This window comes from Psychrobacter cibarius, assembly GCA_030686115.1.
GTDB classification, from domain to species: domain Bacteria; phylum Pseudomonadota; class Gammaproteobacteria; order Pseudomonadales; family Moraxellaceae; genus Psychrobacter; species Psychrobacter cibarius_C.
Window position 1 is genome coordinate 1,560,398 of the sequence record CP131612.1, and the last position, 23,900, is coordinate 1,584,297.

Annotated in this window: 26 protein-coding genes; 7 read left to right on the forward strand and 19 right to left on the reverse strand. The window is 42.0% G+C overall.

The genetic code is table 11. The annotated features are described in order from the left end of the window. Positions 1-17: 17 nt before the first annotated feature. The 10 genes from Q6344_06535 to urtA form a co-directional block, all read right to left on the reverse strand. Positions 18-833 carry an urease accessory UreF family protein gene (locus tag Q6344_06535; GenBank protein WLG14983.1) on the reverse strand — a complete coding sequence of 272 codons (816 nt, stop codon included), beginning with the start codon at positions 831-833 and terminating at the stop codon, positions 18-20. After that, on the reverse strand, positions 826-1,425 hold the full coding sequence (gene ureE, locus Q6344_06540) for an urease accessory protein UreE (protein WLG14984.1): 600 nt from the start codon (positions 1,423-1,425) through the stop codon (positions 826-828). The genes Q6344_06535 and ureE overlap by 8 nt, the downstream gene beginning before the upstream one ends. Before the next feature lie 74 nt (positions 1,426-1,499). Continuing rightward, on the reverse strand, positions 1,500-3,626 hold the full coding sequence (gene ureC, locus Q6344_06545) for an urease subunit alpha (GenBank protein ID WLG14985.1): 2,127 nt from the start codon (positions 3,624-3,626) through the stop codon (positions 1,500-1,502). A gap of 74 nt (positions 3,627-3,700) precedes the next feature. Then, positions 3,701-4,003 carry an urease subunit gamma gene (ureA, locus tag Q6344_06550; GenBank protein WLG14986.1) on the reverse strand — a complete coding sequence of 101 codons (303 nt, stop codon included), beginning with the start codon at positions 4,001-4,003 and terminating at the stop codon, positions 3,701-3,703. Between the two features lie 154 nt (positions 4,004-4,157). Further along, entirely contained in the window at positions 4,158-5,147 is a 990-nt protein-coding gene (locus tag Q6344_06555) for an urease accessory protein UreD (protein WLG14987.1), read from the reverse strand. A gap of 29 nt (positions 5,148-5,176) precedes the next feature. Further along, entirely contained in the window at positions 5,177-5,875 is a 699-nt protein-coding gene (gene urtE / locus Q6344_06560) for an urea ABC transporter ATP-binding subunit UrtE (GenBank protein WLG14988.1), read from the reverse strand. Positions 5,876-5,921: 46 nt separating this feature from the next. Continuing rightward, positions 5,922-6,887: an urea ABC transporter ATP-binding protein UrtD gene (gene urtD / locus Q6344_06565; protein ID WLG14989.1), complete on the reverse strand. Its 966-nt coding sequence runs from the start codon at positions 6,885-6,887 to the stop codon at positions 5,922-5,924. Beyond that, a complete protein-coding gene (gene urtC / locus Q6344_06570; protein ID WLG14990.1) occupies positions 6,887-7,957 on the reverse strand; it encodes an urea ABC transporter permease subunit UrtC in 1,071 nt (356 codons plus the stop codon). The genes urtD and urtC overlap by 1 nt, the downstream gene beginning before the upstream one ends. A 10-nt stretch (positions 7,958-7,967) precedes the next feature. Next, complete coding sequence (urtB, locus tag Q6344_06575; GenBank protein ID WLG14991.1) at positions 7,968-9,752, reverse strand: urea ABC transporter permease subunit UrtB; 1,785 nt, start codon at positions 9,750-9,752, stop codon at positions 7,968-7,970. A gap of 130 nt (positions 9,753-9,882) precedes the next feature. Then, the gene (gene urtA, locus Q6344_06580; GenBank protein WLG15166.1) at positions 9,883-11,193 is read right to left on the reverse strand and encodes an urea ABC transporter substrate-binding protein; all 1,311 of its coding nucleotides are present in this window, start codon (positions 11,191-11,193) and stop codon (positions 9,883-9,885) included. Positions 11,194-11,777: 584 nt separating this feature from the next. Here urtA and Q6344_06585 point away from each other — a divergent pair. Further along, positions 11,778-13,394 (forward strand): NAD(P)/FAD-dependent oxidoreductase, encoded by a 1,617-nt coding sequence (locus tag Q6344_06585; protein WLG14992.1) that lies wholly within the window; start codon positions 11,778-11,780, stop codon positions 13,392-13,394. 358 nt (positions 13,395-13,752) lie between these two features. Here Q6344_06585 and Q6344_06590 read toward each other — a convergent pair whose 3' ends face one another. The 4 genes from Q6344_06590 to Q6344_06605 all read right to left on the reverse strand — a co-directional run bounded on the left by Q6344_06590 (position 13,753) and on the right by Q6344_06605 (position 15,546). Then, positions 13,753-13,944 carry a hypothetical protein gene (locus Q6344_06590; GenBank protein WLG14993.1) on the reverse strand — a complete coding sequence of 64 codons (192 nt, stop codon included), beginning with the start codon at positions 13,942-13,944 and terminating at the stop codon, positions 13,753-13,755. A 104-nt stretch (positions 13,945-14,048) separates the two neighbouring features. After that, positions 14,049-14,462 (reverse strand): hypothetical protein, encoded by a 414-nt coding sequence (locus Q6344_06595; protein WLG14994.1) that lies wholly within the window; start codon positions 14,460-14,462, stop codon positions 14,049-14,051. 140 nt (positions 14,463-14,602) lie between these two features. Next, entirely contained in the window at positions 14,603-15,271 is a 669-nt protein-coding gene (locus Q6344_06600) for a hypothetical protein (protein WLG14995.1), read from the reverse strand. Beyond that, positions 15,268-15,546, reverse strand: coding sequence for a hypothetical protein (locus tag Q6344_06605; protein ID WLG14996.1), 279 nt, complete (start codon positions 15,544-15,546; stop codon positions 15,268-15,270). Before Q6344_06605 ends, Q6344_06600 begins: the two co-directional genes overlap by 4 nt. 435 nt (positions 15,547-15,981) lie before the next feature. Here Q6344_06605 and Q6344_06610 point away from each other — a divergent pair, with 435 nt between their 5' ends. Then, entirely contained in the window at positions 15,982-16,974 is a 993-nt protein-coding gene (locus Q6344_06610) for a DUF4917 family protein (protein ID WLG14997.1), read from the forward strand. An 82-nt stretch (positions 16,975-17,056) separates the two neighbouring features. On the opposite strand, the gene Q6344_06615 is transcribed toward Q6344_06610, so the two are convergent. The 5 genes from Q6344_06615 to Q6344_06635 form a co-directional block, all read right to left on the reverse strand. Then, positions 17,057-17,884 (reverse strand): DUF3037 domain-containing protein, encoded by an 828-nt coding sequence (locus tag Q6344_06615; GenBank protein ID WLG14998.1) that lies wholly within the window; start codon positions 17,882-17,884, stop codon positions 17,057-17,059. Between the two features lie 77 nt (positions 17,885-17,961). Next, a complete protein-coding gene (locus Q6344_06620) occupies positions 17,962-18,825 on the reverse strand; it encodes a hypothetical protein (protein WLG14999.1) in 864 nt (287 codons plus the stop codon). Between the two features lie 135 nt (positions 18,826-18,960). After that, positions 18,961-19,347: a hypothetical protein gene (locus tag Q6344_06625; GenBank protein ID WLG15000.1), complete on the reverse strand. Its 387-nt coding sequence runs from the start codon at positions 19,345-19,347 to the stop codon at positions 18,961-18,963. After that, on the reverse strand, positions 19,332-19,625 hold the full coding sequence (locus Q6344_06630; protein WLG15001.1) for an excalibur calcium-binding domain-containing protein: 294 nt from the start codon (positions 19,623-19,625) through the stop codon (positions 19,332-19,334). Before Q6344_06630 ends, Q6344_06625 begins: the two co-directional genes overlap by 16 nt. Before the next feature lie 138 nt (positions 19,626-19,763). Then, positions 19,764-20,516, reverse strand: a complete 753-nt coding sequence (locus tag Q6344_06635; protein WLG15002.1) for a S24 family peptidase — start codon at positions 20,514-20,516, stop codon at positions 19,764-19,766. 104 nt (positions 20,517-20,620) lie between these two features. Here Q6344_06635 and Q6344_06640 point away from each other — a divergent pair, with 104 nt between their 5' ends. The 5 genes from Q6344_06640 to Q6344_06660 all read left to right on the forward strand — a co-directional run bounded on the left by Q6344_06640 (position 20,621) and on the right by Q6344_06660 (position 23,900). Continuing rightward, positions 20,621-20,872: a hypothetical protein gene (locus Q6344_06640; GenBank protein WLG15003.1), complete on the forward strand. Its 252-nt coding sequence runs from the start codon at positions 20,621-20,623 to the stop codon at positions 20,870-20,872. A 65-nt stretch (positions 20,873-20,937) separates the two neighbouring features. Next, positions 20,938-21,420 carry a phage regulatory CII family protein gene (locus Q6344_06645; protein WLG15004.1) on the forward strand — a complete coding sequence of 161 codons (483 nt, stop codon included), beginning with the start codon at positions 20,938-20,940 and terminating at the stop codon, positions 21,418-21,420. A gap of 58 nt (positions 21,421-21,478) precedes the next feature. Beyond that, positions 21,479-22,147, forward strand: coding sequence for a phage antirepressor KilAC domain-containing protein (locus Q6344_06650; GenBank protein ID WLG15005.1), 669 nt, complete (start codon positions 21,479-21,481; stop codon positions 22,145-22,147). Then, on the forward strand, positions 22,147-23,502 hold the full coding sequence (locus Q6344_06655; protein ID WLG15006.1) for a YdaU family protein: 1,356 nt from the start codon (positions 22,147-22,149) through the stop codon (positions 23,500-23,502). The genes Q6344_06650 and Q6344_06655 overlap by 1 nt, the downstream gene beginning before the upstream one ends. Next, positions 23,499-23,900, forward strand: a complete 402-nt coding sequence (locus tag Q6344_06660) for a hypothetical protein (protein WLG15007.1) — start codon at positions 23,499-23,501, stop codon at positions 23,898-23,900. The genes Q6344_06655 and Q6344_06660 overlap by 4 nt, the downstream gene beginning before the upstream one ends.

The window sequence follows — 23,900 nt, forward strand, 5'->3', positions numbered from 1 at the left end:
GTTGTGTTTATTAACGATTAAGAGCGAAATAGGCGGCTGTATTGCCTTTCATGCTGACAAGACAGTATGGCTAAATTTGGTAGGTTGGCGGACATATGTAGCTGTTGATAGAGAAGATTTAGCTTAAATGTTGTTATATCAGAGCAATCAGTCATTAACGCCATATGTTGAACGTGCGAAAATTTTTGCTGGACGTTAGCAGCCAGTGGCTGTATTTGCTGACTTAATAACTGTTGCAGCTGCCAAATGATGCGCTGTCCTGCCATTTGTCCAAGCGGTACGGTTTTGACCGCAGCCAGCACCATATTTTCAATTTGACCAAAGGCATAGGTGGTGATGGCTTGTACAGGCTTAAGTTGCCAGTGCGAGCTGACATGGGCAAACAGTGGCAAAAATCCATGAGCGAGTAAGCTATCAGGCACGTTGAGCTCAAGAACATTATCTAGCCATGCGGATAAAGACAGTGCCAATTGACTTGACTCATAGACAAACTCTTTGGTTTCGCGGCTAGCGTGATAATCGGCACCTAAAGCATCAGTCAGCGCCACATCATTAATCATAAGTGCCTCTATCATGAGTGCCAGTAGCGGTAGCTCATAACGACATAATGCCAGCTCCAAATAGTCACTCATAAACGCTAAACCACTGCTTTCGTCGTGAATGAGCCCTGATTCGATAGCAGGCTCTATGCCTTGCGAGTAGGTATAACTGCCAATAGGTAGGTTGCTTGACGCCAGCATGAGCAAACGTCCAGTTACCTCTGTATTATTCAGATCATTTATACCTTGTGTTGTACTGGCAGGATGCTGGGAGTGTGTGGCATGATTAGTCATGATTATGCTCATGATTACGGCTATGGCTATGGCTGTGAGCGTCAGAGTGATTGTGCTGATGGTTATCGCTATGTGCATGGCTATGACTATGATCACGATTGTGGCTATGAGAGTGAGAATGTCCGCCGTGCTCACCTTTATACGCACCCGTTTCTGGCTCAAATGGCGCTTGTACGGCTTGGGTATATAGGCCAAGTTGATGTAACATCGCTTCTAAAACATGGTCAGGCTCAAAGTAGAGTGCATTAGGTGTCAGCATTAAAGGAACATGGCGGTTGCCTAAATGGTAAGCGCCTTTCATAAGGTCAAAATCATTATCGGCAGTCACTTCGATTAATCCCTGCTTGGCAGCCATAATCTGTATTAAATTGCCTTGATGGTCTGCTAGCACACTGTCATTCTTAATGGTTTCCGTACGTGGCAAATCAACACCAATGGATTCTTGATGCTGTGTTTCTGCTTTAAAACGGCTACGTTGACGGGTATCGAAATCTAAATATAAAAAGTTTTCTGCCTGTTTTTGCCTATCAATAATCGCTTGTTGTTCAGCGCTGAGGGTTGATAGATCAAGACGTTGCGTATAAATGTTCATAATTATGTTTATAGTCCGTTAAAGTAGATGGTTGACAGCTGATGGTAGATTATCAGCACGACAATAAAAAGCAGCTAGAACAAAAAATAGCGCTGTGCCATCGGTAGATAGTCGGCAGGCTCACAGGTCAGCAGCTCACCATCTGCGTACACTTCATAAGTCTCAGGGTTAACCTCCATCTTAGGACAGTAGCTATTAAACTTCATGTCTTGTTTACGTATCTTACGAATGTTGTGTACGGCTTTAATGACTTTTTCTAGTCCTAATTGCTTATCAACGCCTTTGTCTATCGCAGCGCTTGACATAAAGGTGATGCAAGTCTGCGCCACTGTTTTGGGGAAGCTACCAAACATGCTGCGATAGTGCACAGGCTGCGGGGTTGAAATGGAAGCATTGAGGTCGCCCATGGACGCTGCCGCAATCAAGCCGCCTTTAATGATAAGGTCGGGCTTTACGCCAAAAAATGCAGGCGACCATAAAATTAAATCCGCCCATTTATCTATTTCAATGGATCCCACTTCGTCACTAATGCCATGAGTGATGGCAGGGTTGATGGTGTATTTTGCGAGGTAGCGTTTGATACGAAAATTATCATTGCTGCTATCAGAGTCAGTGGGACTTAGCATGATATTTTCTAATGCTTGCTCAGTTTTAGCTGATTGATCAGGAGCCAGATGACCGCGTTGGGCTTTCATTTTATCAGCCGTTTGCCACGTGCGAATAATAACTTCTCCCACGCGTCCCATCGCTTGCGAATCACTACTCATCATGGAGATGGCACCCATGTCTTGTAAAATATCTTCGGCGGCAATGGTTTCTTTACGAATACGGCTTTCTGCAAAAGCGACATCTTCAGCAATGGCTGGGCTTAAGTGGTGACAAACCATAAGCATGTCGAGATGCTCGTCAATGGTATTAATAGTAAAAGGGCGCGTTGGATTGGTTGATGAGGGTAAAACGTTGGTTTCGCCAATAGCTTTTAAGATATCTGGGGCATGACCGCCGCCAGCGCCTTCGGTATGGAAGGTGTGAATACAGCGGTCTTTAAACGCGCCGAGAGTGCTATCTAAATAGCCGCTTTCATTTAACGTATCAGTATGAATCGCCACTTGCACATCATATTCTTCGGCCACGCTAAGGCAGTTATCAATGGCTTTGGGCGTGGAGCCCCAGTCTTCATGAAGCTTAAGCCCGATAGCTCCTGCTTCGATTTGCTCTACAATGGGGGCGGGTAGACTAACATTGCCTTTACCTAAGAATCCAATATTCATCGGAATAGCATCAGTGGCTTTTAGCATGCTGTGAATATGATAGGCACCAGGCGTACAAGTAGTGGCAAGAGTGCCTTCAGCAGGTCCCGTACCACCGCCTAACATCGTGGTTACACCAGACATCAATGCCGTCTCACATTGCTGTGGTGCAATGAAGTGAATATGACTATCGATACCGCCAGCAGTCAAGATTTTACCTTCTCCTGCGATAATTTCGGTAGCCGCGCCAATAGGTAACGTCACGTTAGGCTGAATATCAGGATTGCCAGCTTTACCAATGCCACTGATACGACCCTCTGTGATAGCGACATCTGCCTTGTAGATACCACTGTAGTCCACAATCAAAGCATTGGTAATAATAGTATCGGCAACTTGGTCACCCAGCAGTTGTGATTGACCCATACCGTCGCGGATTACCTTGCCGCCACCAAATTTGACCTCTTCACCAATGCTGATGCTATAAGTATGTTGGTCACTGTGACTAGTCAAGTCATATTCGACCTCAAGCCATAAATTTGTATCTGCCAAGCGTACTTTGTCCCCTGTGGTAGGGCCAAAATGCTCGGCATATATACGTCGGTCAATGCGTTTTTTCGAGGTGTTTTGAGAGGTTTTAGGGTCTACAGCGCCCATAACTTTGCCCGAAAAACCATAAATGTGTTGTTTACCGGCGATAGCGACTAGCTCAACTTCTCGTGCTTGGCCCGGCTCAAAGCGTACTGCAGTACCAGATAGGATATTGAGTCGATAGCCAAGCGTCGACTCTCGATCAAAGATCAGTGCTGCATTGACTTCATAGAAGTGATAGTGAGAACCGATTTGAATAGGGCGGTCGCCGGTATTGATTACCTTTATGTTTTGAACATATCGACCAGCGTTCAAAGCCATATCGCCTGCTTTAATATTATATTCGCCTGCTTTCATCGTCATTTTTATTATCCTTAATCGTCTTATGGCAATGGCTCTTGTTCAATATCGTTTTATACGGCTTTATAGCAAGTAAGCTATACGATAGGGTTATGCACTGTCACTAGCTTAGTGCCATCGGGGAAAGTGGCTTCAACTTGGACATCATGTATCATCTCTGCAATGCCTTCCATGACGTCATCGGCAGAGAGATAAGTGGCTCCTTCACTCATCAGTTGCGCCACGGTTTTGCCATCACGCGCACCTTCCATCAGGAGCATGCTGATATAAGCGATAGACTCAGGGTAATTAAGCTTGACGCCACGATTCTTACGACGTTCCGCCACCATGCCTGCGGTAAATAGTAAGAGTTTATCTTTTTCTGTAGGATTTAACTGCATAAAACTTCCTTAATAATTATTGTCTTCTGAAGGCTATGATTCGTCTTTAATCTTTATAAAATAAATAGGCTAAGTTAAATGTACTAAGTATAGTTATTCTGGTTTGATTCAGCACGGTTTAAGGATGATAGTATGTAGGAGCATATGTATAATATTAGGTGTCCCAAATTCTCGGTCGATGAGGTTCAAGCATGTACCATTTAGACCTGATAAGCTCGCGAATTTGGTAAAAAGCCTCAAAGCAGACACGCACATCTGCTCCTAAATAACGGCAGTTGATACCTTGAAAATTGTGAGTACAGTGAATGGGTAGTGACTGCGTATCAATGAGACTGCGTATCTCGGTGATAGTGGCATCTAAATATTGACCAAGCTTGAGCGGATTATTTTGTAACTCAGGTGCAATGACCTCTGTGCTAGGTATTGCCCAAAAAGAGCCGTGCACATGTTGATTGTTCAGTCCTAATGGTGAGGTAAACCAGCGCGTATTGGCTGGCTGGGAGGTGCATTCACTGACCAATAAACTGCCCTCACGCCATATCTCTAAGCGGTTGGCATAATGACCATTAGAAAAAGTCTCTTGATACGCTTGACGTCCGAACACAGCAATATCCCAAGTCAATAAACTTGCCGTCTTAGCTAAATAAAAGCGGTTATTGGCAGTAGAGACAGAATGATCGTAATAAATGCTTTCTTGTGGTAGCCATTCAAGGACAGCGTGGTCATCGAGGCGGGCGTCGATATGCTGTTCTGCGCTGATAACATCATTAAAACAGTCGTTAGAAGTGTTGCTGTTTGCCGATTGAGTACCGTTATTAAATTTTGATGAGTCGCTAGGTCTAGAGGATCGTAACGATTTGCGTTGCCCGTACCATTTTCCAGCTCCAGGAGTAGTAATCACCGCATGGCTATTAGAGTGTAGGTCAAATTCCAATGTTAAGCGGTCATCATCAGCAATACCAGCAGGAGGATACAACACATAAATATGGCAAATCCCTGCTTGGCTGTTATCAGTACTATCAGGCTCAGGATACAGCGCGCGCTGCACCATGAGTGCGCCAGTATGGGCACGATGACACAGCCGAGTTTTTGCAGCAGTAGAGGCGCAGTCGAAATGGAGCTGTAGTGAGGATTGCCAAGTCAAAATTGTATTCCCTTTTATAAAGTGTCCTTTTAGATTGCCACCAACTCTTGAATATTGTTTTTTGCCATGTCACATCCAGCCCCTTGAGCTACCACTCGTCCTCTAGAGAGCACGGTATAGTTATCGGCAAGCTCTTCTGCAAAATCATAAAACTGCTCGACTAAAACAATTGCCATATCGCCTTTATTAGCAAGACTACGAATGACTCTACCAATGTCTTTAATAATGGACGGTTGGATACCTTCAGTCGGCTCATCAAGTACTAGTACTCGAGGCTCTGATGCAAGCGCACGAGCAATAGCAAGTTGCTGCTGCTGACCGCCTGATAAATCGCCACCGCGGCGATGCTTCATTTCGTCTAGCACTGGAAATATATCATACAAGTGTTTGGGTACTTTGCTTGCTTTTCGTTGAGAGAATTTCGCCATTCCAATCAGAATGTTTTCTTCAACGGTCAAGGTGGAAAATATATCGCGTCCTTGCGGCACATAAGCGAGTCCTGCGCGCACACGCTGCTCAGGCGTCATCTGACTAATATCCTTACCGTCTAATAAAATCTCACCTGATTTTATTGGTAGGATGCCCATCAAGCATTTAAGCAAGGTGGTTTTACCGACGCCATTACGACCAAGTACCACGCTACATCCTCCTACAGGGGCGGCGAGGGTGACATCACGTAATATGTGACTGCCACCATAATATTGATTTATGGCATTGATTTCTAACATATAAGCACCTCTATTTTTTAGGTCTATTTCTAAGCACTACTATCAATTATCGACCTAAATAGGTCTCAATAACGGCCTCATTATTCTGTACTTCACTCAACGTGCCTTCAGCCAAAATAGCGCCATTTGCTAAGACCGTTACTTTTTCACTTATGGCATCAATGAAAGTCATGTCATGTTCAACTACGATTAAGGTGTGATTCTTTTTAAGGCGTAGACATAACTCAGCAGTATGTTCCGTTTCGGCATCGGTCATGCCTGCTACTGGTTCATCAAGTAAGATAAGTTTTGGTCTTTGCATCAGTAACATTCCAATCTCTAGCCACTGTTTTTGACCATGAGACAATAATCCTGCTGGCTTGTTAATCAGCTCTTTTAGGCGTATTTGATCAAGCGTTGAGTCAAGGGTATCTTGGATTTCTGCGTCAATACGAGTAAACCAGCTTTTCGATACCCGTTTGTCCTCTGGTGCAGCCAGCATTAAGTTATCAAGTACGGTAAATTTCTCAAATACGGTGGGTTTTTGAAACTTACGGCCAATGCCTGCTTCCGCTATTTCTTCGGTAGATAGTTTGGCTAAATTATGTACTTGACCAAAAAATGCGCTACCTGTGGTCGGGCGCGTTTTACCCGTAATAACATCCATTAAAGTCGTCTTACCTGCACCATTAGGACCAATGATGCAGCGTAGCTCGCCCGCCTCAATGTATAAAGACAAATCATTGAGTGCACGAAACGAGTCAAACCACACGCTAACGCCTTCTAAATATAGCGCAATCCCATGTCTCATATCTGGACCTGATTTAGAAACAGGGTGCGCCAAGCCACCGCTATTCCCATAATCTTCAGCCAAACTAGTGACTGGTCGGGTAGGCTTGGTTTCTGCAATCGTTATGTTATTTGTATTGTCATGATTTCCCATTGGCTTATGTATACTAGGATCATTTTTATTTTTAATAAGCGCATTGTTAGCTGTTTTTTGGGAAGCAGCATTATTACATATTATTGACATTATTCTTTTTCCTTCTTAAAACGATCGAGTACACCAATGATGCCGTTAGGGAGAAATATAGTAACCACTACAAATAATCCGCCTAGAATAAGTAACCAAAACTCCGGATAGGCGACGGTAAAATACGTTTTAATCACATTAATTGTACCAGCGCCTACAATGGCACCGATTAATGAACCTCTACCTCCAGCAGCCACCCATACTGCCATCTCGATAGAGTTGACGGGGTTAATCTCACCTGGATTAATGATACCAACTTGCGGTACATATAGAGCACCAGCGATACCAGCAATGACTGCAGACAACACCCAAGCTGAAAGCTTGTACCAAAGCGTGCGATAGCCTAAATACTGCAAACGATTCTCACTATCACGAATGGCACCAAGCACGCGCCCATAAGGTTGGCTCATCAGATAGCGTAGTCCAAGATAGGACAGTAGCAGCGCCAAAGCAGTCGTAAAGCACAGCACAGCCCTCGTTGAAGAGGCCGTGATGTCATAACCTAATAGCGTCGTAAAACCTGTGAAGCCATTGTTACCACCAAAGCCTGTTTCGTTACGGAAAAACAGTAAAGCTGCCGCGTAGGTCATGGCCTGAGTAATAATCGAAAAATAAACCCCTTTAATTTTTGAGCGAAAAGCAAAATAGCCAAAGATAAAAGCGACCAGACCGGGAACTAGCACCACTAAAGCCATCGCCCACCAGAAATGTTGAGTGCCTGCCCAATACCACGGTAGCTCTGTCCAACTTAAGAAACGCATAAAGTCTGGCAAGCCCGTGCCAGCAGTTTCACGCGTCAAGTACATACCAAAAGCATAGCCTCCTAGCGCAAAATAAAGACCATGACCTAAGCTTAGAATGCCGGCATAGCCCCAGACCAAGTCTAAAGCCAGTGCTACCATGGCGAGCGCCATTATTTTACCAATCAAAGTTATCCAGTAAGCAGACAGGTGAAAACTAGAGGTTTCAGGTAGTAAATGGAGCCAAGGCAATATCAGTAGCACTAAAAAACACAAACCAATCAGAATGGCATTACGTGGGGAATCAGATAATAATTGAGTCAAACGCATGAGGTTCTCCTTAATCCACAAAACGGCCTTTGAGGGCAAATAAACCTTGTGGACGTTTTTGAATAAACAAAATCACAAGAACCAGTAACACAATCTTAGCCATCACAGCACCAATGCCAATTTCAAGCACCGTACCACTGACACCAAGACCTAAAGATGCCAATACCGCGCCCCATACTTGCCCAACACCGCCAACCACGACGACTAAGAACGCATCAATAATATAAGTTTGACCTAAGTCGGGTCCGACATTGCCTACTTGCGCCAAAGCACAGCCAGCGAGACCTGCGAGGCCTGAGCCAAGTCCAAAAGCCAACATGTCGATGCGAGCAGAGGAGATACCCACTGCACGTGCCATTTGCCGGTTTTGAGTCACAGCGCGCACAAATAGCCCGAAACGAGTCTTGTTCAGTAAGTACACCAGTAGCATAAGAATAATGATGGTAAAGCCAATAATAGCGATACGATTGAAGGGAAGCACAAGGCTCGAGGAGACTTGATAGGCACCGCTCAACCAGTCGACATTGCTGACTTCGACGTTTTGCGCGCCAAATATCATCCGAACCAACTGCATAAGAATCAGACTGACACCGAAGGTTGCTAGTAAGGTTTCAAGCTCACGACCGTAAAGCGGGCGAATAATGATTCGTTCAATAATCATGCCGATAATGGCACTGACTAAGAAAGCGACGGGTATAGCAGCAACCAGATACCATCCAGTCATACTAGGAAAATATGCTTGAAAGAGATTTTGCACCATATAAGTGGCGTAAGCACCAATCATAATGAGCTCACCATGAGCCATATTGATGACCCCAAGCAGACCAAAGGTAATGGCAAGCCCTAATGCCGCCAGTAGTAAGATACTTGCCGTACTAAGCCCCGTGAACAGATGACCTATCCAAGTACTGATGGTAATGCGCTGCTCAATACTATCCTCAGCGTCTAACAGCGCAGATTTGAGCACAGGATCGATATCATCTGCCGCCAATGCTTTTTTAACATCCACTAATACTTGTGGGCTATCGCTATCAGCAAGCACGGTAAGCGCGGCAATTTGGGTAGTGACGTCGCCATCTCTAAAATCAATTCTTGCTTGTAAAGTACTCAACGCTGTTTTGACGTCGTCGTCTTGCTCATTAGTGGCAGCAGTACTTATGAGTGCTGGATCTAGCTGTTCGATATTGTCCGCTAAGATGGCGACTGCCTGTAAACGTTGCGTAGGATCGTTTGACTCAAGCTTAACCTTGGCTTGTCCAAAGACTAAGGCTGAGCGTAGCGTATTGGTCAAAGTCACTTGCGCCAAGTCACTCGGCCACTCGGTGGTCAGCTGCTTAGCAGGATAAGTAAATAGCTCATCTTCGCTGTTAAGTAGATAAGTTTGCCCACCATTACCTTGGTATAGCTCATCGTTTTTTATCAGCTCAACTAAAGTATCCAAACTCTCAACTGACCCCGGCCACTGATTGAGCATGGTTTGGCGCTTGGTGAAGTCAGCAGCAACGAACTGTTCGATAGCATCCCCTTTACTTATCGCAAGATCAGCTGATGTCGTTACAGACTGCTTGTTTTGAGCAAGTAAGGTCTCTTCACTTACAGCATTGGATGTCGCTGCCATAGTATTAGTAGATACTGCCTCATCGCGCTCGTGGCTGTGTACTACTGGCGTCTCGTGAGCATGAGCAGCTGATGTGATAGCAATGAGGAGGAGTAAAGATAGTAAGGCGATGATAAAAGTCTTGTTAAAATAATTGGCTGGCGCGTCACTTTTATAATAGGAAGGGTAATGTGACATGATGGTTCCTTTTTTGCAGTCAACACTCCTTTAACCTCTACTAAAAACTGTTTTATCAGTAGAGGAGCTAAAGGGTTGCTGGTTTTGATACCATTAAGGGGCTAAGGATTGCGGTTTAGGTGACAACACCTTATTTAGGAATGTACTGACTCCATGGCTCAGCACGAATGACTTTTGGCGTTTTGCTGATCACATCGAACTGACCATCGGCACGGATTTGACCGATCATGACAGGCTTCCATAAGTGATGGTTTTCCTCATCCATTTTCAATGTATACCCTGATGGCGCATCAAAAGTCTGACCTCCCATACTAATACGCACTTTATCAACATTAGTCGTACCAGCTTTTTCGACTGCTTGTTTCCACATATTGATACCCACGTAGGTGGCTTCCATAGGATCATTGGTCACGACCTTGTCAGCATTGGGTAGCTTATGATCCAGCGCATATTTCTTATATTTTTTAGTGAAGTCGCTGTTGACAGGATTTTTAACCGACATAAAGTAGTTCCATGACGCCAAATGCCCTTGCAATAAGCTGGTATCGATACCGCGAAGCTCTTCTTCTCCCACTGAGAATGCCATGACTGGGATATCAGAGGCTTTAATACCTTGGTTGGCAAGCTCACGATAAAAAGGTACGTTTGAATCCCCATTAATGGTAGAGATAACCGCCGTCTTTTTACCAGTAGAGAAGCTTTTAATATTGCCAACGATGGTCTGATAGTTGCTAAAACCGAAAGGGGTGTACTCTTCCATGATATCTGTTTCAGCGACGCCTTTAGATTTTAAGAAAGCCCGCAGTATCTGGTTAGTAGTCCGAGGATAAACATAATCTGTCCCAAGTAAGACAAAGCGTTCTGCACTACCACCCTCTGGACTCATTAAGTATTCAACGGCAGGAATAGCTTGTTGGTTTGGTGCAGCACCAGTGTAGAAAATGTTTTCTGACTGTTCTTGACCCTCATACTGCACGGGGTAGAACATGAGGCCATTTAGTTCTTCAACGACAGGTAGCACAGACTTACGTGACACCGACGTCCAACCCCCAAATATCACATCCACTTTATCTTGGGTTAACAGCTGACGCGCTTTTTCAGCGAATAACGGCCAATCAGAAGCGGGATCTACGACGATTGGCTCTAGCTGCTTACCTAACACACCGCCATTGGCATTAATTTCATCAATGGTCATGAGCGCCGTATCTTTTAATGACGTCTCAGAGATGGCCATCGTTCCAGATAAAGAATGCAAGATACCAACTTTGATGGTGTCACCATCTGCCGCAGTGGTAGCAGCCGTCTCAGAGGTGTCCGTTTTTGTGGCGGTAGAATTGGTTTCTGCACTGGTTTCCGCAGGTTTTTGACAACCCATAAGACTTAAGCTGCCGACAACGGCTACTGCTAGTAGAGACAAACGTGATGTCAATTTTGAGTCGATACGATAATTTGTACTTATAGGAGTAGCAGTGATAAGCGTTGGCAATAAAGACATATATTTCTCCAGAAAGATAAAGTAGCAGCATGGTAGGCCGAGTGAACGAGCCATTCCTAACTATTATTAATACTTCAATATCTATGCCAATATAAAATACTAGACAAATGCACCAATATTGGTCTTTATCAGGAGCTAGGGCACTTTTGTGCACCATAATTGGTTTTTATGATTTTCTATGCACCATTTATGTCTGGTTAAGGAATGCTAAAGCGGTATAAAAAATGATGACATCAGAAGCGATGTTTTTTTTTGAGTTCAGGAAGTGTGAACAGAAGGAAATTAAGAAGCAAACGTACTAAATGATGTCAACTTAACTAAAGGGAGGTTTTTTTTAGCTAAAGCACGTTAGCCATTAGGCTTGGTAGCTAGCTTGGGATGAAGTCTGACATTTAGTTTTTATAATAGGATGCTGATCTATGCTGAAGAAACCGTAAATTCACCCTGCGTAAGTAAAATATTTATTCGCTTATTTGTACCAGTACCAGTAAAATGCGAGACTGTTTTCTACACGAGTTTATGAGTAACCAATGATACGTTTAACTGAAATTAAATTGCCATTAAATCATGCACCTGAAGATTTAACGACTGCGATAACGACAAAACTTAAAATCTCTGCTGAGCAAATGGCGTCATTTGTGATGTTTAAACGTGGTTATGATGCTCGTAATAAAAGAAATATCCAATTAATTTATACGCTAGACATCACCCTGACCGACTCGGATTTAACCAATGATTTACTGGTTCAGTTTGAGTCAGACAACCATGTTAAAGCAACACCAGACACCAGCTACAAATATGTAGGTACAGCGCCAAAAGATTTAACTGAGCGTCCTGTTGTTATTGGTTTTGGACCTTGTGGTTTATTAGCAGCACTTACCCTTGCTCAAATGGGTTTTAAACCTATTATCATTGAACGTGGTAATGAAGTCAGACAACGCACCAAAGACACCTTTGGTTTTTGGCGTCAGCGTAAATTAAACACTGAATCAAACGTACAATTCGGTGAAGGCGGAGCGGGTACTTTTTCTGACGGCAAACTATATAGCCAAGTGAAAGATCCAAATCATTATGGCCGTAAAGTCATGACCGAGTTTGTTAAAGCCGGCGCACCAGATGAGATTTTATTTGTCAGTAAACCGCACATAGGTACTTATAAGTTAGTGACCATGGTAGAAAAAATGCGTGCCGAGATCATAGCGCTTGGTGGGGAAGTTCGTTTTGCGACTCGTGTAGATGACTTGCATATCACTGACTCAAAAGTAACAGGCGTGACCCTTAATACTGGCGTAACCTTAAAAACCAGCCATGTTGTTCTTGCTGTTGGTCATAGCGCGCGCGATACCTTCCAAATGATCCATGATAAAGGCGTGTATGTTGAAGCAAAACCTTTTTCAATTGGCTTTAGGATTGAACATAAACAGTCAACCATAGACCAAGCACGCTTTGGTGACAATGCTGGGAACGAAATACTTGGCGCTGCGGATTACAAACTGGTTCATCACTGCAAAAATGGTCGTTCTGTTTATAGCTTCTGTATGTGTCCAGGCGGAACCGTGGTTGCCGCCGCATCAGAAGAAGGCCGTGTTGTCACTAACGGCATGAGCCAATATTCAAGGAACGAGCGTAATGCCAACAGTGCTATTGTGGTAGGTATCGACCCAGAGCGAGATTACCCAAACCATCCTCTTGCTGGTATCGAATTACAAAGACAACTAGAAACCTTAGCGTTTGAATTAGGCGGAAAAGACTACAGTGCACCAGCGCAAACCATTGGCGATTTCTTAAAAGGAAAACCAGACTCAGAATTGGGCGATGTAAAACCGTCTTATACTCCCGGCATTACCTTAACTGACTTAAGCAAAGCGTTACCTGACTTTGCCGTGGATGCCATACGTGAAGCCATTCCAGCGTTTAATAGAAAAATCAAAGGATTTTCATCTGATGATGGCTTATTAACTGGCGTAGAAACCAGAACATCGTCACCAATCAGTATTAAACGTAATAAAGAATTCCAAAGCATTAACACCAAAGGCTTATTCCCAGCAGGCGAGGGTGCTGGCTACGCAGGTGGCATATTATCAGCAGGAATTGATGGCATTAAAGTGGCAGAAGCCGTGGCAAAATCGATGTTGAACCTAGAGTAAGAGCGGCTCTAAACGGTAAGCAAATCCTAATATTAAAACGCTTACCTAGATAAAAATATGCGATCGAAAAAGCCTTTCAAGCTATTAAGTATAAAGCTTGAAAGGCTTTTTTGTGTTTTGCAGGTATGCTGTATGAAAATGTATCGTAAGTTATGCAATGTTATGATGCGATATGCTAATACATTAAAAAACCCCGCAACTGGTAGGTTGTGAGGTCTTTTGATTACTTTTGACAATGTTTGTTGGTGCGCCCACCAAGACTCGAAATTATTATATAAATATATGATTTAATTATAATTAATTAAATTTATTTTCATGGATACTGTTTATTATACTGTATAAACAAAAAATGACGCAATTAGGCGTCATTTTTGTTTTTGTTAGTATCGTTTACTAGCGCATCGATCTTAACCTTTAACCATTTATTAGGCCGTCCTTCAAGATCAGGTGGTGGTAAAAAGCCGGCATCACGCTTGCGATGAATTGTCGTATTGGATTCCCAGCCAAATATTTCCTTGATGTCGCCTGTGGTGTAATACCTACCTATCATTTCAATCTCCTTTGTCTTCAATACTCTTACAATTAATTATCCCAACTGAAGAAGGGCTTATGTATCGCTTCTTCAAGTCATGTGGTATAACAATCAGCTATTCTTTATCCGTAACTGGTCGCTCTAGCCTTGCATTCTTCAAAGTGTGTGTGGGCCCAACTGATCGCTGGGCTCTCAAGATTCCCAATATCATCAGCATAAAACCATTTAGTCTGACACCATCCCCAATCGCTAAAGCAAACACTACCATCCGATGAAAAGTTATGAGGGGTAGGGGTAGCAAATTGTGCGAGGTAACCAACTTTACTGTTACGCTGCAGCTCTTCAGCAATACAGTCATCACCTTCTATATCATTAGGTAGTTGGAGTAAGTTACAAACGTCATTACAACCAAATATAGCGTCTGTTAAGTCTTCGCTAAGCGTGTCGGCTAAGCACATATAAATCGGTATCATTTTTTCACAGCGCACATTCGCAGTGTAAGCTTCATCTATTAATTTTCTTCTACTATGATTCATGATCAACTCCTAATACCTATTTGCAGTCTTTATCGTTACTAAGCGGTTTGTATCATCAGTTATTAGATTGTTTTTGCTTTACATTGAGAGCAGAGAGGTACATTCGATGAAAGAGATTGAGATAGCTGTCTACTAAATCTCTAAGCTCTATCACGTTGAAGTTCGCGATGGTCGTAACGAGACTTACCGAACTCTTTACGCGCATTTTGATTATCTGCCCAAGAACCACCACCGATTGGTCTGCTGTTCCTAACACGCTCATACCTTTCTTTAGCAACATAAAACTGCTTTTGAAGGCGTTTTAATAGGTAAGGGTCATCAGCTAAGTTAAGGCTAAGAATACGTAGCGAGTCTCCTATTAGGCGGTACTCAATAACGTTTTGACCATTACCTAAAAGAGAGATAGCATCTTTGGATTCAAATATCTTGTCGCCTATTTTTAACTTATGCTTGCCACCTTTATCAGCAATAGCGACAACTGCATCAGTCCACATGCCAAACTGTTTTCCGTCTCTGCCTTCAGAAACGTCTTTAGTAAACAGATGAGCATATGACGATACAAACCTACACATTGAGCCTGTCAGCTGCGTAGCGAGTGCATCATTGACAGTGGTAGTCTGCCAGCGGCTATCGATGAATTCATGAACATTACTGCGATCAAGCTCTACTTCAAATGGAGCAGTGCGTTTAACTTTGCAGGCATAGAAAGCTTGATTGTCATCTGCATCTGACGTGATCACTTGGGCCCCAAACGTACCGTCAGGATATTTACGCACTGAGTTCAGGTTTAGTTTGATATGTAAGTTCATTGGTTGCCTCCAGCAGCGTATAAGCGCATTTCAGCGAGTTTTTGATTGGCGTGAGCGTTCTGCTCTCTGAACTCTATTAGCTCAGGGCTATCGATTGAGCTCATGCGCGGCTCAAGCGTTGATGTCGCTACGTCTTGCTCGGCTTGGCTGAGAAGGTAGCTGTTGCAGCCAGTGATGTTGCCAACTACTACAAGTGACATACCTACCGCCAGTCCTGCGACGATATGTGCACCGCCTGACTTTATTTGGTTGAGTAGTGCGAAATGTTGTGCCATAATCCTTTCACTCCTTGTTGAGTAAAGCCCCTTTAGATGTCCAGTCGAGAAGGGGCTTTTTATTGTCTAAAATTTGGTGCTACTAGATAATTTCGGCTAGGTCATTACTAGCTTATGAACTAATTATGAACCTATGGTTCTTTTATGTCAACTATAATATGAACCAATTAATCTTTAAATAAGAACCAATATGTATTATTAGGCACAAAAAAACCCGCTCAAGGCGGGCTCTAGAGTTGTGATTTAATAATTCTTTATAGAAATAAACATAAGTAAGATAATTATTGCTAATAGAATAGGGCGGTGATACATTCTAAGCTCACGTCATCTACCTATTAAGGCTATTGCTATGAAGCTATTATCAGCGTTTTTACAGAAAGTTCAAAGAAGTCATTACTAACATAATAAACTGGAAAAAGCTGAGGAGTAAGGGATTTGATACAGAATTGGGATGATATAAAAAGTAGCGGTTGGGATAATTTGTTGCTTGGTAACGGATTTAGTCTGAATATTTGTAATCGATATTCATATAAATCGCTTTATGAATACTCAAAAAAAAATGCAATTAAGCCAGTTTTAAGTGAGCAGATAATAGGGATATTTGAAGATCTTAAGACAGTTAACTTTGAAGAAGTCTTAAAAGCTTTGGCATATGCTATTTTAGTAAAAAAATCTATTGGTGAAGATGATCTACAAGAATATTTAGATCTTTATAAGACGGTCCAAGATAATCTCTTTAATACCGTTGAAGCTGTACATATTAATTATTCCGATGTTAAAAAAGAAGAAATTGGGAAAGAGCTTGAGATTTTTGAAAAAATATTCACCACATGTTATGACTTAATTTTGTATTGGTCGTCATACAGCAGCTTGCCATCTAATAAGATTGCAGATTTCTTTTGGAACAGTAATAGTTTGTTTGATCCGCAAGATACAAGTATCTATGGAAAAAAAATAGGGTTTTACTACTTGCATGGAGCTTTGCATTTGCAACAAGACTTGGTAGGAGCAGTTTCTAAAATTGGTCACACGTCAAACTCCTTGCCATCGAGTGAAGATTTCAACTACGAAGGAATTAACACTAAAATACCTGTGTATGTTTCTGAGGGTAAAAGTGAGTATAAACTGAATAAAATCCTATCTAATAGCTATTTAACATTTTGCTATCAAACCTTCTCTGAAATTAAAGGTTCTTTAATAGTGGTTGGACATTCTTTAGATCAAGATTATGATAACCATCTTGTAAACGCTATTAAGAAAAACACCAATCTTACAAGAGTTGCAGTATCAATTTATTCGGGAGAATCTAAGTCTGATAAAGAACAGAGAGTACAGGATTTAAAAGCAATATTGCATAGGAGCGACTTAGATTTGGTATTTTTCGAATCTAACAGTTATCCACTAATTAATGAAGATGTTAAGCCCTAAGTATAAACAGATAATTACTTTAATCTGATCGGAATATAGAAAAACCCACTATGAAGTGGGTTTTCAATTCAACATGTATTCATTAATCGACAAATTCTAACACTTTGTGGACACATTCTTCGGAGGAGTGGGCCATTTGAATATCAATATCGAAACCATCTTTATTCATCTTTTCCAAAGAATATAAACACTTGTCCAATTCATTTTGAATATTTATTTGAACTGCTTCTGTGAATATTATGTCATCTACAGGCGGTACATAAATAATTATACTAGCTTTAATGGATTTTCCTAAAATCTCACAACAGTTTGCGACATTAGTACATCCAACATAATCAATATTGTATCGACGATGAATATCATCTAAGTAAGCAGCTGAAACAATCGTACCGTAGTACTCTGCTCTAGTAGTGGAATCTTCTAAGCTATATTTAGAAATGGGCATGTCTACTAACATTTCCTTTGGATTACTAGCATTTTTAATCAAAAAAGGCTCTGGATTATAAATTTTATCCTTCATTCCTTTTCTTTTACTCTCAATTTGATTAAATACTTTCTGGCGTAGCTGAGTTGTACCAATAGTTTGATTTTTCTTTGGTTTTTTTTCATCTCTACATATTAGCGATACCATTGATCTGTACAAGTCGTCTAATATTTCTTCAACACTTTCACCTCGTGCTGTTTGATAATTTGAATAGATTATGTGAGGAGAGGGCGTAATTGTGTAGTTGTTATTCGTAAGCATCTCTTCAACTATATCAAGCAGAAACTTAATATTTGCAGCCCCAATTGTACCAAACAAACATTGAAAGGCATCTGTAGTTTCCAGAATCCTATAATGACATTTGCTATCTTTATCTACGAAAACTACTCCAATGTTAAATATCTCTCCCGAAATTCTGTCGGGCATAAACCGCACAGTAAACCAGCTTCCTGATATCAAGTCACTGTTTTCGCTGCTGTTAAGTAAACTCAGCCATGACGTATTCATATTAATAGTTCCGCTCTGGATGTTGCTTGTTCAAATGCATTATCCGCTCTCTTGTTTAAGAAATCTAGAAATTCAATATAATCTGATGAATTTGAGTCATATATAGAATTCATCCAACTCTTTACCTCTTTGTCTATCGATACGATAGCATTGGAATGCTTGTTACATTCATGGATCATACTACTACGAATTTTAGAAAATTCTTTTTGAGGCATATAGTCTTTTGCGATATCAAAAAGCTGATTCTTATACTTCCTATTCACATCTAAATCGCTGGTTAGCCAGCCATAGGCAGAGTATTTACATACTAATATATCGTTATCAATAACATGGTATTTCGCTTTACCTGTTCTAAGTAAATTTCCCATATGCCTATCGACGTGTGCGATAGTGTTATCCATTGCTATGGTATCACCTATATGTGACCATTTTGCAAGTTCCTCTATTAACTTTTTGCTACGTGTATGGTATTCGAAGGCAGTTTCACTTTTGTCAATTTTGGAGGTACAGAAAATAGGGTAGAATTCATTATCAAAAAAACTTTTTCCCAACTCAGATTTAGAAAATCCAACGCTATCGTTTGCAGCAATGTCTTGAGTTGGAATCAATGCAATACAGGCGTATTTTGGCTGCGGAATTCCAAGAGCGTTGGCCATTAAATAGCCTACGATTTCGTTAAACAACGATCTATCAGCAAAATCTAAAGGATATATCTTCCCATACATATCAATAGCTTTAGCTTCACTGGGATGTTTAAAACTAGCAACAAATACTGGATTAAGATTATTTTTATCTGTAATCCATCCCTTAAAGTTACGATAGCAATTCACATCTAACAATCTAACTATTTTATTAGGCACATTTTTCTCCAGTTATCATTTTTGATATGAAGTCTTAAAGTATTCTCTTATGACTCATTAATAAGATCTTTTATGAAAAGCTATATTACAAGAAATCATTTCAACCATTGTTTCTTCAAATAAAACTATTTTTTATTAGGTATCGTGTCTGTCACACGCCTTCAACCCAACCTCTACAGCCTCACTCAAATCAGCACTTTCTTTAATACTGTATGGCACGTTTGGGATCATGCCATCTTTCTTCAGAGACTCTGCAGCTGCCTTATTAAGCGGCGTACCAATAGAAGAGTCTTCGATATAGCCGAAAGGTTGAAAATACACTTCAATGCCAAAATCTGGATAATAGACACATGAGATTTCACCATCTGTAGTGAACGGATAGGGCGTATCATGATCAACGGCCCAGAACGCTTCATGCACCGCAACACCACCAGAAACAAACTGTCGAGCGTAGCTATCATCTTGAGCAGGAGAGCATGCAGCTACTGATAGGGCTGTTGAAATGATTAACCACCTGGGCATATTGACTCGCATGGTACTCCGTCTTTGTCTCTATCTAGTCGTTTGTTACCACACTCCAATGCCTGCTTAGCTTGCTCACAATTGGCCATTTGGCCGCAGGTACTAGGTAAGCCTTTGCATTGAGCACCACCAGCACCCTTAGCGAATAGAGGGTGATCCACTTCAACAGATTCCTTCAGAACTGTATTGCTTTGAAATGGATTGTCTATCGTAGTAACGCCGGCATTGGACGATAAAGCGAACACAGATAGTGCAGCGGCGAGTATTAAATTTTTCATTCATCACATCCTTGTGTTATTCGAAATCTACTGCTTCACGATATACGCACCAACCTAAAGGCAGTGTATCGACTGGCTTAGCAAACTTCAGAAAGTGGCATATCCACATGTAAGCCCAGTCATTAGTATTCGACATATTTAACCCGCTCTATAAACTTGTTCGCCAACGATTATCAAGCTGCTATGATTTTCAGCCGTCACTAGACGGTCAGGATAGTCAGAATTGAAACTGTGCAGTCTCAATGCACCGCCAGCTTCTCTAAATATCTGTTTAAACATTCTATCGCCATCTAATAATATGGCATACACCTTACCGTCATGCACTTCCCTTGATGCTAAATTAAGACCTACCTCGTCTTTATCATTAATATATGGCGCCATGCTGCCATTAGACGCACAAACCAATTTAAAGTTTTCAGGCTGTATATTTCTTTCTCTGAAAAAAGAAGGTGGAAATCTGCGAGTACCTTTTATTTCCTGAAACTCACAGTTAGTGTCGCCATGCCCGCAACAAAAATAAACACCATATAAGGGTATTTCTATCATTCCGCTGGCGTCATCAGAAACTTGCACTGTATTGCTACTTTTTATGCTCTCAAGCTCTGTTAGTTGCTGAGGAAGGTCAGACTTATTTTGCTTCACTATCTTTTCGCCCTGTCCAGCAGCCAACCAATTGAAGTTCACGCCAAGAAACTTAGCTAACACTTCTATATTTTGATGATCCGGCAGTGTCTCAGCTTTTAGCCATTTATTTATAGCTCTGTCAGAAATGGTGAACTTCGCCTCTCGCTTGAGACGTTGGGCACTGCCTCTTTGCGTATAACCTTTTTCAGTCAAAGTGTCGTTCAGCCTTTTTGCAAATGCTGTCTTTGCGTCATCTGAACTATTCATGTGCTTATTCCTTATGAACCATTTGTTCAATTGTATTTCCTATTGAATGAAAAGTCAGTACCTGTTAATATGAACCAATTGTTCTTAAAATAGGAATCATAAATATGCAACCGACTTTACTAAAACTATTTATTGATGATGAATGTGGTGGTGTACCTGCCGTAGCAGAAAAAACAGGCTTAAGTGTCCGCGCTATTTATAAATGGGCTAAAAAGGGTTCTTTACCGCGCACTGAATTCACTAGCGAAACTAATTATTCGCAAAATCTTTCAGATCTTTCAAAAATCTCAGTAGACGAAATTAAAGATAGATTTAAACCACAACCACAACAGCAGATCGAACCAGAACCAGCCTAACCCTATATCAAAAGATACAAAAATATAGGGCTTAACAAAACGTTTTTATAGATAGGTGCAACACGATGGACGTAATAGATGCAGCACATAAGACAGTGCACAACACTCAGCATGGCGGATCAACCGCAATTGCCGCACGCATGGGTATGTCTAGCAATGTGCTGAACAGCAAAGTTAATCCTAATTGCGATACTCATCATCTGAGACTAGATGAGGCGCTGACGATTATGGAATTCACTGGTGATCATTCAATCATCCAAGCGATGGCCAGCCGATTGGGTGGGGTTTACTGCGAAGTAACTGTGGAAGCAACAAAGGATGAATTGATCATGACGGCATTATCAGCGTCAGCATGTCAAGGCGACGTGATGACTGAAATGCACAAGGCGCTGGAAGATGGACGCATAAGCTGCAATGAGCTTGACAGTCTGCTACCGAAAATACAGAAAGCGATGTCTTCACTTCAATCGCTCAAGAACCACGTCAAGCGCAAACATGCTAAAGACAATCCGCACTTGCGGAAAAATCAAGGCAATAAAAAACCCTAATCAGCTGCAACTGATTAGGGCTTCAATAAAGCTAAACCTGTAATTGGAGTATAGCACTATGAATATCTTAAGGCAAAACACTGATAAAAGAATGACCAGCCAGCAAATAGCTGACCTGGTTAATAAGCGTCACGATAACGTGAAGCGCACTATTGAATCAGTCGTCAAAACTGGCGTGATTGTCCAACCTCAAATTGAGGATGAATATACTCAGGATACTATGGGCCGTCCTCGCACAACACAGGTTTATGTTTTTACAGGTGATCAAGGTGAGCGCGATAGTCTTGTAGTCGTAGCACAGTTATCACCTGAGTTTACCGGTGCGCTTATAGACAGATGGAGAGAGCTAGAGGCGAAAGCAAATGCGCCAGTGATCCCACAAAGTTTCGCTGAAGCTCTGCAGCTAGCAGCAAACCAAGCGTTACAGATTGAGCAAAACGCGCCAAAAGTTCTGCACTATGACAATGTGGTTGAGCGAAAAGGCCTACTTAATGCTACCCAAGTTGCTCAAAAGGTGCGTCTATCAGCTGTTGCAATGAACAAAGTTCTCGATGAACTTGGTGTTTATAACAGAGCTGTGAAGCGTTCACGTGTATTTCAGCAATGGTTTATTGACAAAGGCTTGGGCGAAGTTAAACAGACTGATCAAGGCTACTCGCAAGCACTATTTACCAAGCGCGGTGAAGCATGGATTATTGAGCGTCTAGTGAGTGAAGGAGTGGCCTAATGCATTTTTATATGTTCAATCCTGCTGACTTCAATAACTCAGCACGTCACCTGTCGTTACCTGAGCGTGCTATCTATCGTGACTTGATAGACATGTACTATCACAGCGAACAAGCTATCGACACCTCAGACATGGATAGATTGGCACGTCGTCTGCTATGTACCACGCCTGAATATCGCACAATGCTTGAATACGTACTTGATGAATTCTTTGTCAAACGTGGCAAGCGTCATCACCACCATCGTATTGATAGAGAAGTTAAAAACTATAAATACCAAAACCGTAACGCCGACAGTAACGGCAAGCGTAACGCTGTAACGAATGATGTAACGCAAGGTGTAACGCCAAGTAACGATGCTTGTAACGTTACATGTAACGCTGATGACACACCAATGACCAGCGCAGAGCGTATTCGTAAGTTCCGTCAAGAGCGTAAGTTGATGATTGAAAGCCTCACTAATATAGGTGTGTCGGTTGAGAAGGGTATTAAAGCTGCTGATCTAAAGCAGCTATATGCAACACACATTGATGATGTAACAAGTAACGTTACAAGTGGTGTAACGAAATCTGTAACGCACAGTAACGAGCAATGTAACGCTAGTAACGCAAAAAATACCGCTATAACTAGTAACCATGAACTAGAAACCAATAACCAACAACCAGTTAGTGAGGGCACACACACAAGCCCAGTGACTGTTGATGATTCTTTTGAGGACAGTTTTGAGCTGACTCAGCAAACAGAAGAAGACATCAGGCTGGCAGAGCAAAAGCGCCTAAATGCTCAGGTACCAGTCCAAGCTGAACAGATACGTAGTCAGCATGCAGATGATATCGAGAACTGGATAGCGCCATCAATAGATACGATGCGCGGTGAACTATTCCGTGCCGGCAAGATGATGCAGCTGACTGATGACCAGTACGAGTTACACATTGAAGAATTCAAAGCACATTACGCTGAGCAGGCTCTACGTGGCAATCCAATAATCACTGAATCAAATCGTAAAGCTAAACTTCGTAAGTGGTTAGCAGGTGAGATAGATAAACAAAAAATCACTCAAGCACGTCAGGAAAAGGCGAAAGGCCGTTTTACCACGGATAACGAAGACTGGACCGGTACCACTGCCAAAAACGCTTCAGACTTTGATAGTGATTTGCCTCCTATTTACCATCCAAGCCATGAGACTGCTAAGGCCAATGATGACATGCCACTATTTTTGAATGGCTGTAAGCGCATGCCTTTACCTGGTATGACCAATCCTGAGACTGAAGCTTATGTAGACCGATATGTTCAGACTGGTGAAGCTCGAGTAGCAGCTTATGACAGGTTGCTAGAAGAAATGAAAGAGGCGGTATGAGCACTTCAGACCAAAAGCTATCTATGAACCAGGCAGAAAAAATAGAACTAGGGCGCGGCGCTTGGAAGTTTGAGCGCTGGCTAAACAAGCAAAAGACAGCGAAAGAGCTGGCTGATATTGAATATAAAAAGAATCATCCAGACCGCTATTTTGTTGCTTTTGTAAAAGTAAGCTTGCCACGCTCAACATTGCCAGAACACTTATGGCCAACAGTAATTAACGACACATTGTTGTTTGAGCAGCCAGAGCCGCTAACTTTTGAAGACATCATACGTGTGGCTAATAAAGCATGGATTCTTGCACATAGGATTGAGCTGACCAACTTTTATGAAATGAATGCCAGTGACTTTGCTGCGTTTGTTGGTGATGAGGCTGGCTGGGCGGTAATAGAAGAATGA

Coding starts and splice junctions, on each gene's coding strand:
- Q6344_06535 (WLG14983.1), bottom strand. CDS start 833: ATGACTAATCATGCCACACACTCCCAGCATCCTGCCAGTACAACACAA.
- ureE (WLG14984.1), bottom strand. CDS start 1,425: ATGAACATTTATACGCAACGTCTTGATCTATCAACCCTCAGCGCTGAA.
- ureC (WLG14985.1), bottom strand. CDS start 3,626: ATGACGATGAAAGCAGGCGAATATAATATTAAAGCAGGCGATATGGCT.
- ureA (WLG14986.1), bottom strand. CDS start 4,003: ATGCAGTTAAATCCTACAGAAAAAGATAAACTCTTACTATTTACCGCA.
- urtE (WLG14988.1), bottom strand. CDS start 5,875: ATGTTAGAAATCAATGCCATAAATCAATATTATGGTGGCAGTCACATA.
- urtD (WLG14989.1), bottom strand. CDS start 6,887: ATGTCAATAATATGTAATAATGCTGCTTCCCAAAAAACAGCTAACAAT.
- urtC (WLG14990.1), bottom strand. CDS start 7,957: ATGCGTTTGACTCAATTATTATCTGATTCCCCACGTAATGCCATTCTG.
- urtB (WLG14991.1), bottom strand. CDS start 9,752: ATGTCACATTACCCTTCCTATTATAAAAGTGACGCGCCAGCCAATTAT.
- Q6344_06585 (WLG14992.1), top strand. CDS start 11,778: ATGATACGTTTAACTGAAATTAAATTGCCATTAAATCATGCACCTGAA.
- Q6344_06590 (WLG14993.1), bottom strand. CDS start 13,944: ATGATAGGTAGGTATTACACCACAGGCGACATCAAGGAAATATTTGGC.
- Q6344_06595 (WLG14994.1), bottom strand. CDS start 14,462: ATGAATCATAGTAGAAGAAAATTAATAGATGAAGCTTACACTGCGAAT.
- Q6344_06600 (WLG14995.1), bottom strand. CDS start 15,271: ATGAACTTACATATCAAACTAAACCTGAACTCAGTGCGTAAATATCCT.
- Q6344_06605 (WLG14996.1), bottom strand. CDS start 15,546: ATGGCACAACATTTCGCACTACTCAACCAAATAAAGTCAGGCGGTGCA.
- Q6344_06615 (WLG14998.1), bottom strand. CDS start 17,884: ATGCCCGACAGAATTTCGGGAGAGATATTTAACATTGGAGTAGTTTTC.
- Q6344_06625 (WLG15000.1), bottom strand. CDS start 19,347: ATGCCCAGGTGGTTAATCATTTCAACAGCCCTATCAGTAGCTGCATGC.
- Q6344_06630 (WLG15001.1), bottom strand. CDS start 19,625: ATGAAAAATTTAATACTCGCCGCTGCACTATCTGTGTTCGCTTTATCG.
- Q6344_06635 (WLG15002.1), bottom strand. CDS start 20,516: ATGAATAGTTCAGATGACGCAAAGACAGCATTTGCAAAAAGGCTGAAC.
- Q6344_06640 (WLG15003.1), top strand. CDS start 20,621: ATGCAACCGACTTTACTAAAACTATTTATTGATGATGAATGTGGTGGT.
- Q6344_06645 (WLG15004.1), top strand. CDS start 20,938: ATGGACGTAATAGATGCAGCACATAAGACAGTGCACAACACTCAGCAT.
- Q6344_06650 (WLG15005.1), top strand. CDS start 21,479: ATGAATATCTTAAGGCAAAACACTGATAAAAGAATGACCAGCCAGCAA.
- Q6344_06655 (WLG15006.1), top strand. CDS start 22,147: ATGCATTTTTATATGTTCAATCCTGCTGACTTCAATAACTCAGCACGT.
- Q6344_06660 (WLG15007.1), top strand. CDS start 23,499: ATGAGCACTTCAGACCAAAAGCTATCTATGAACCAGGCAGAAAAAATA.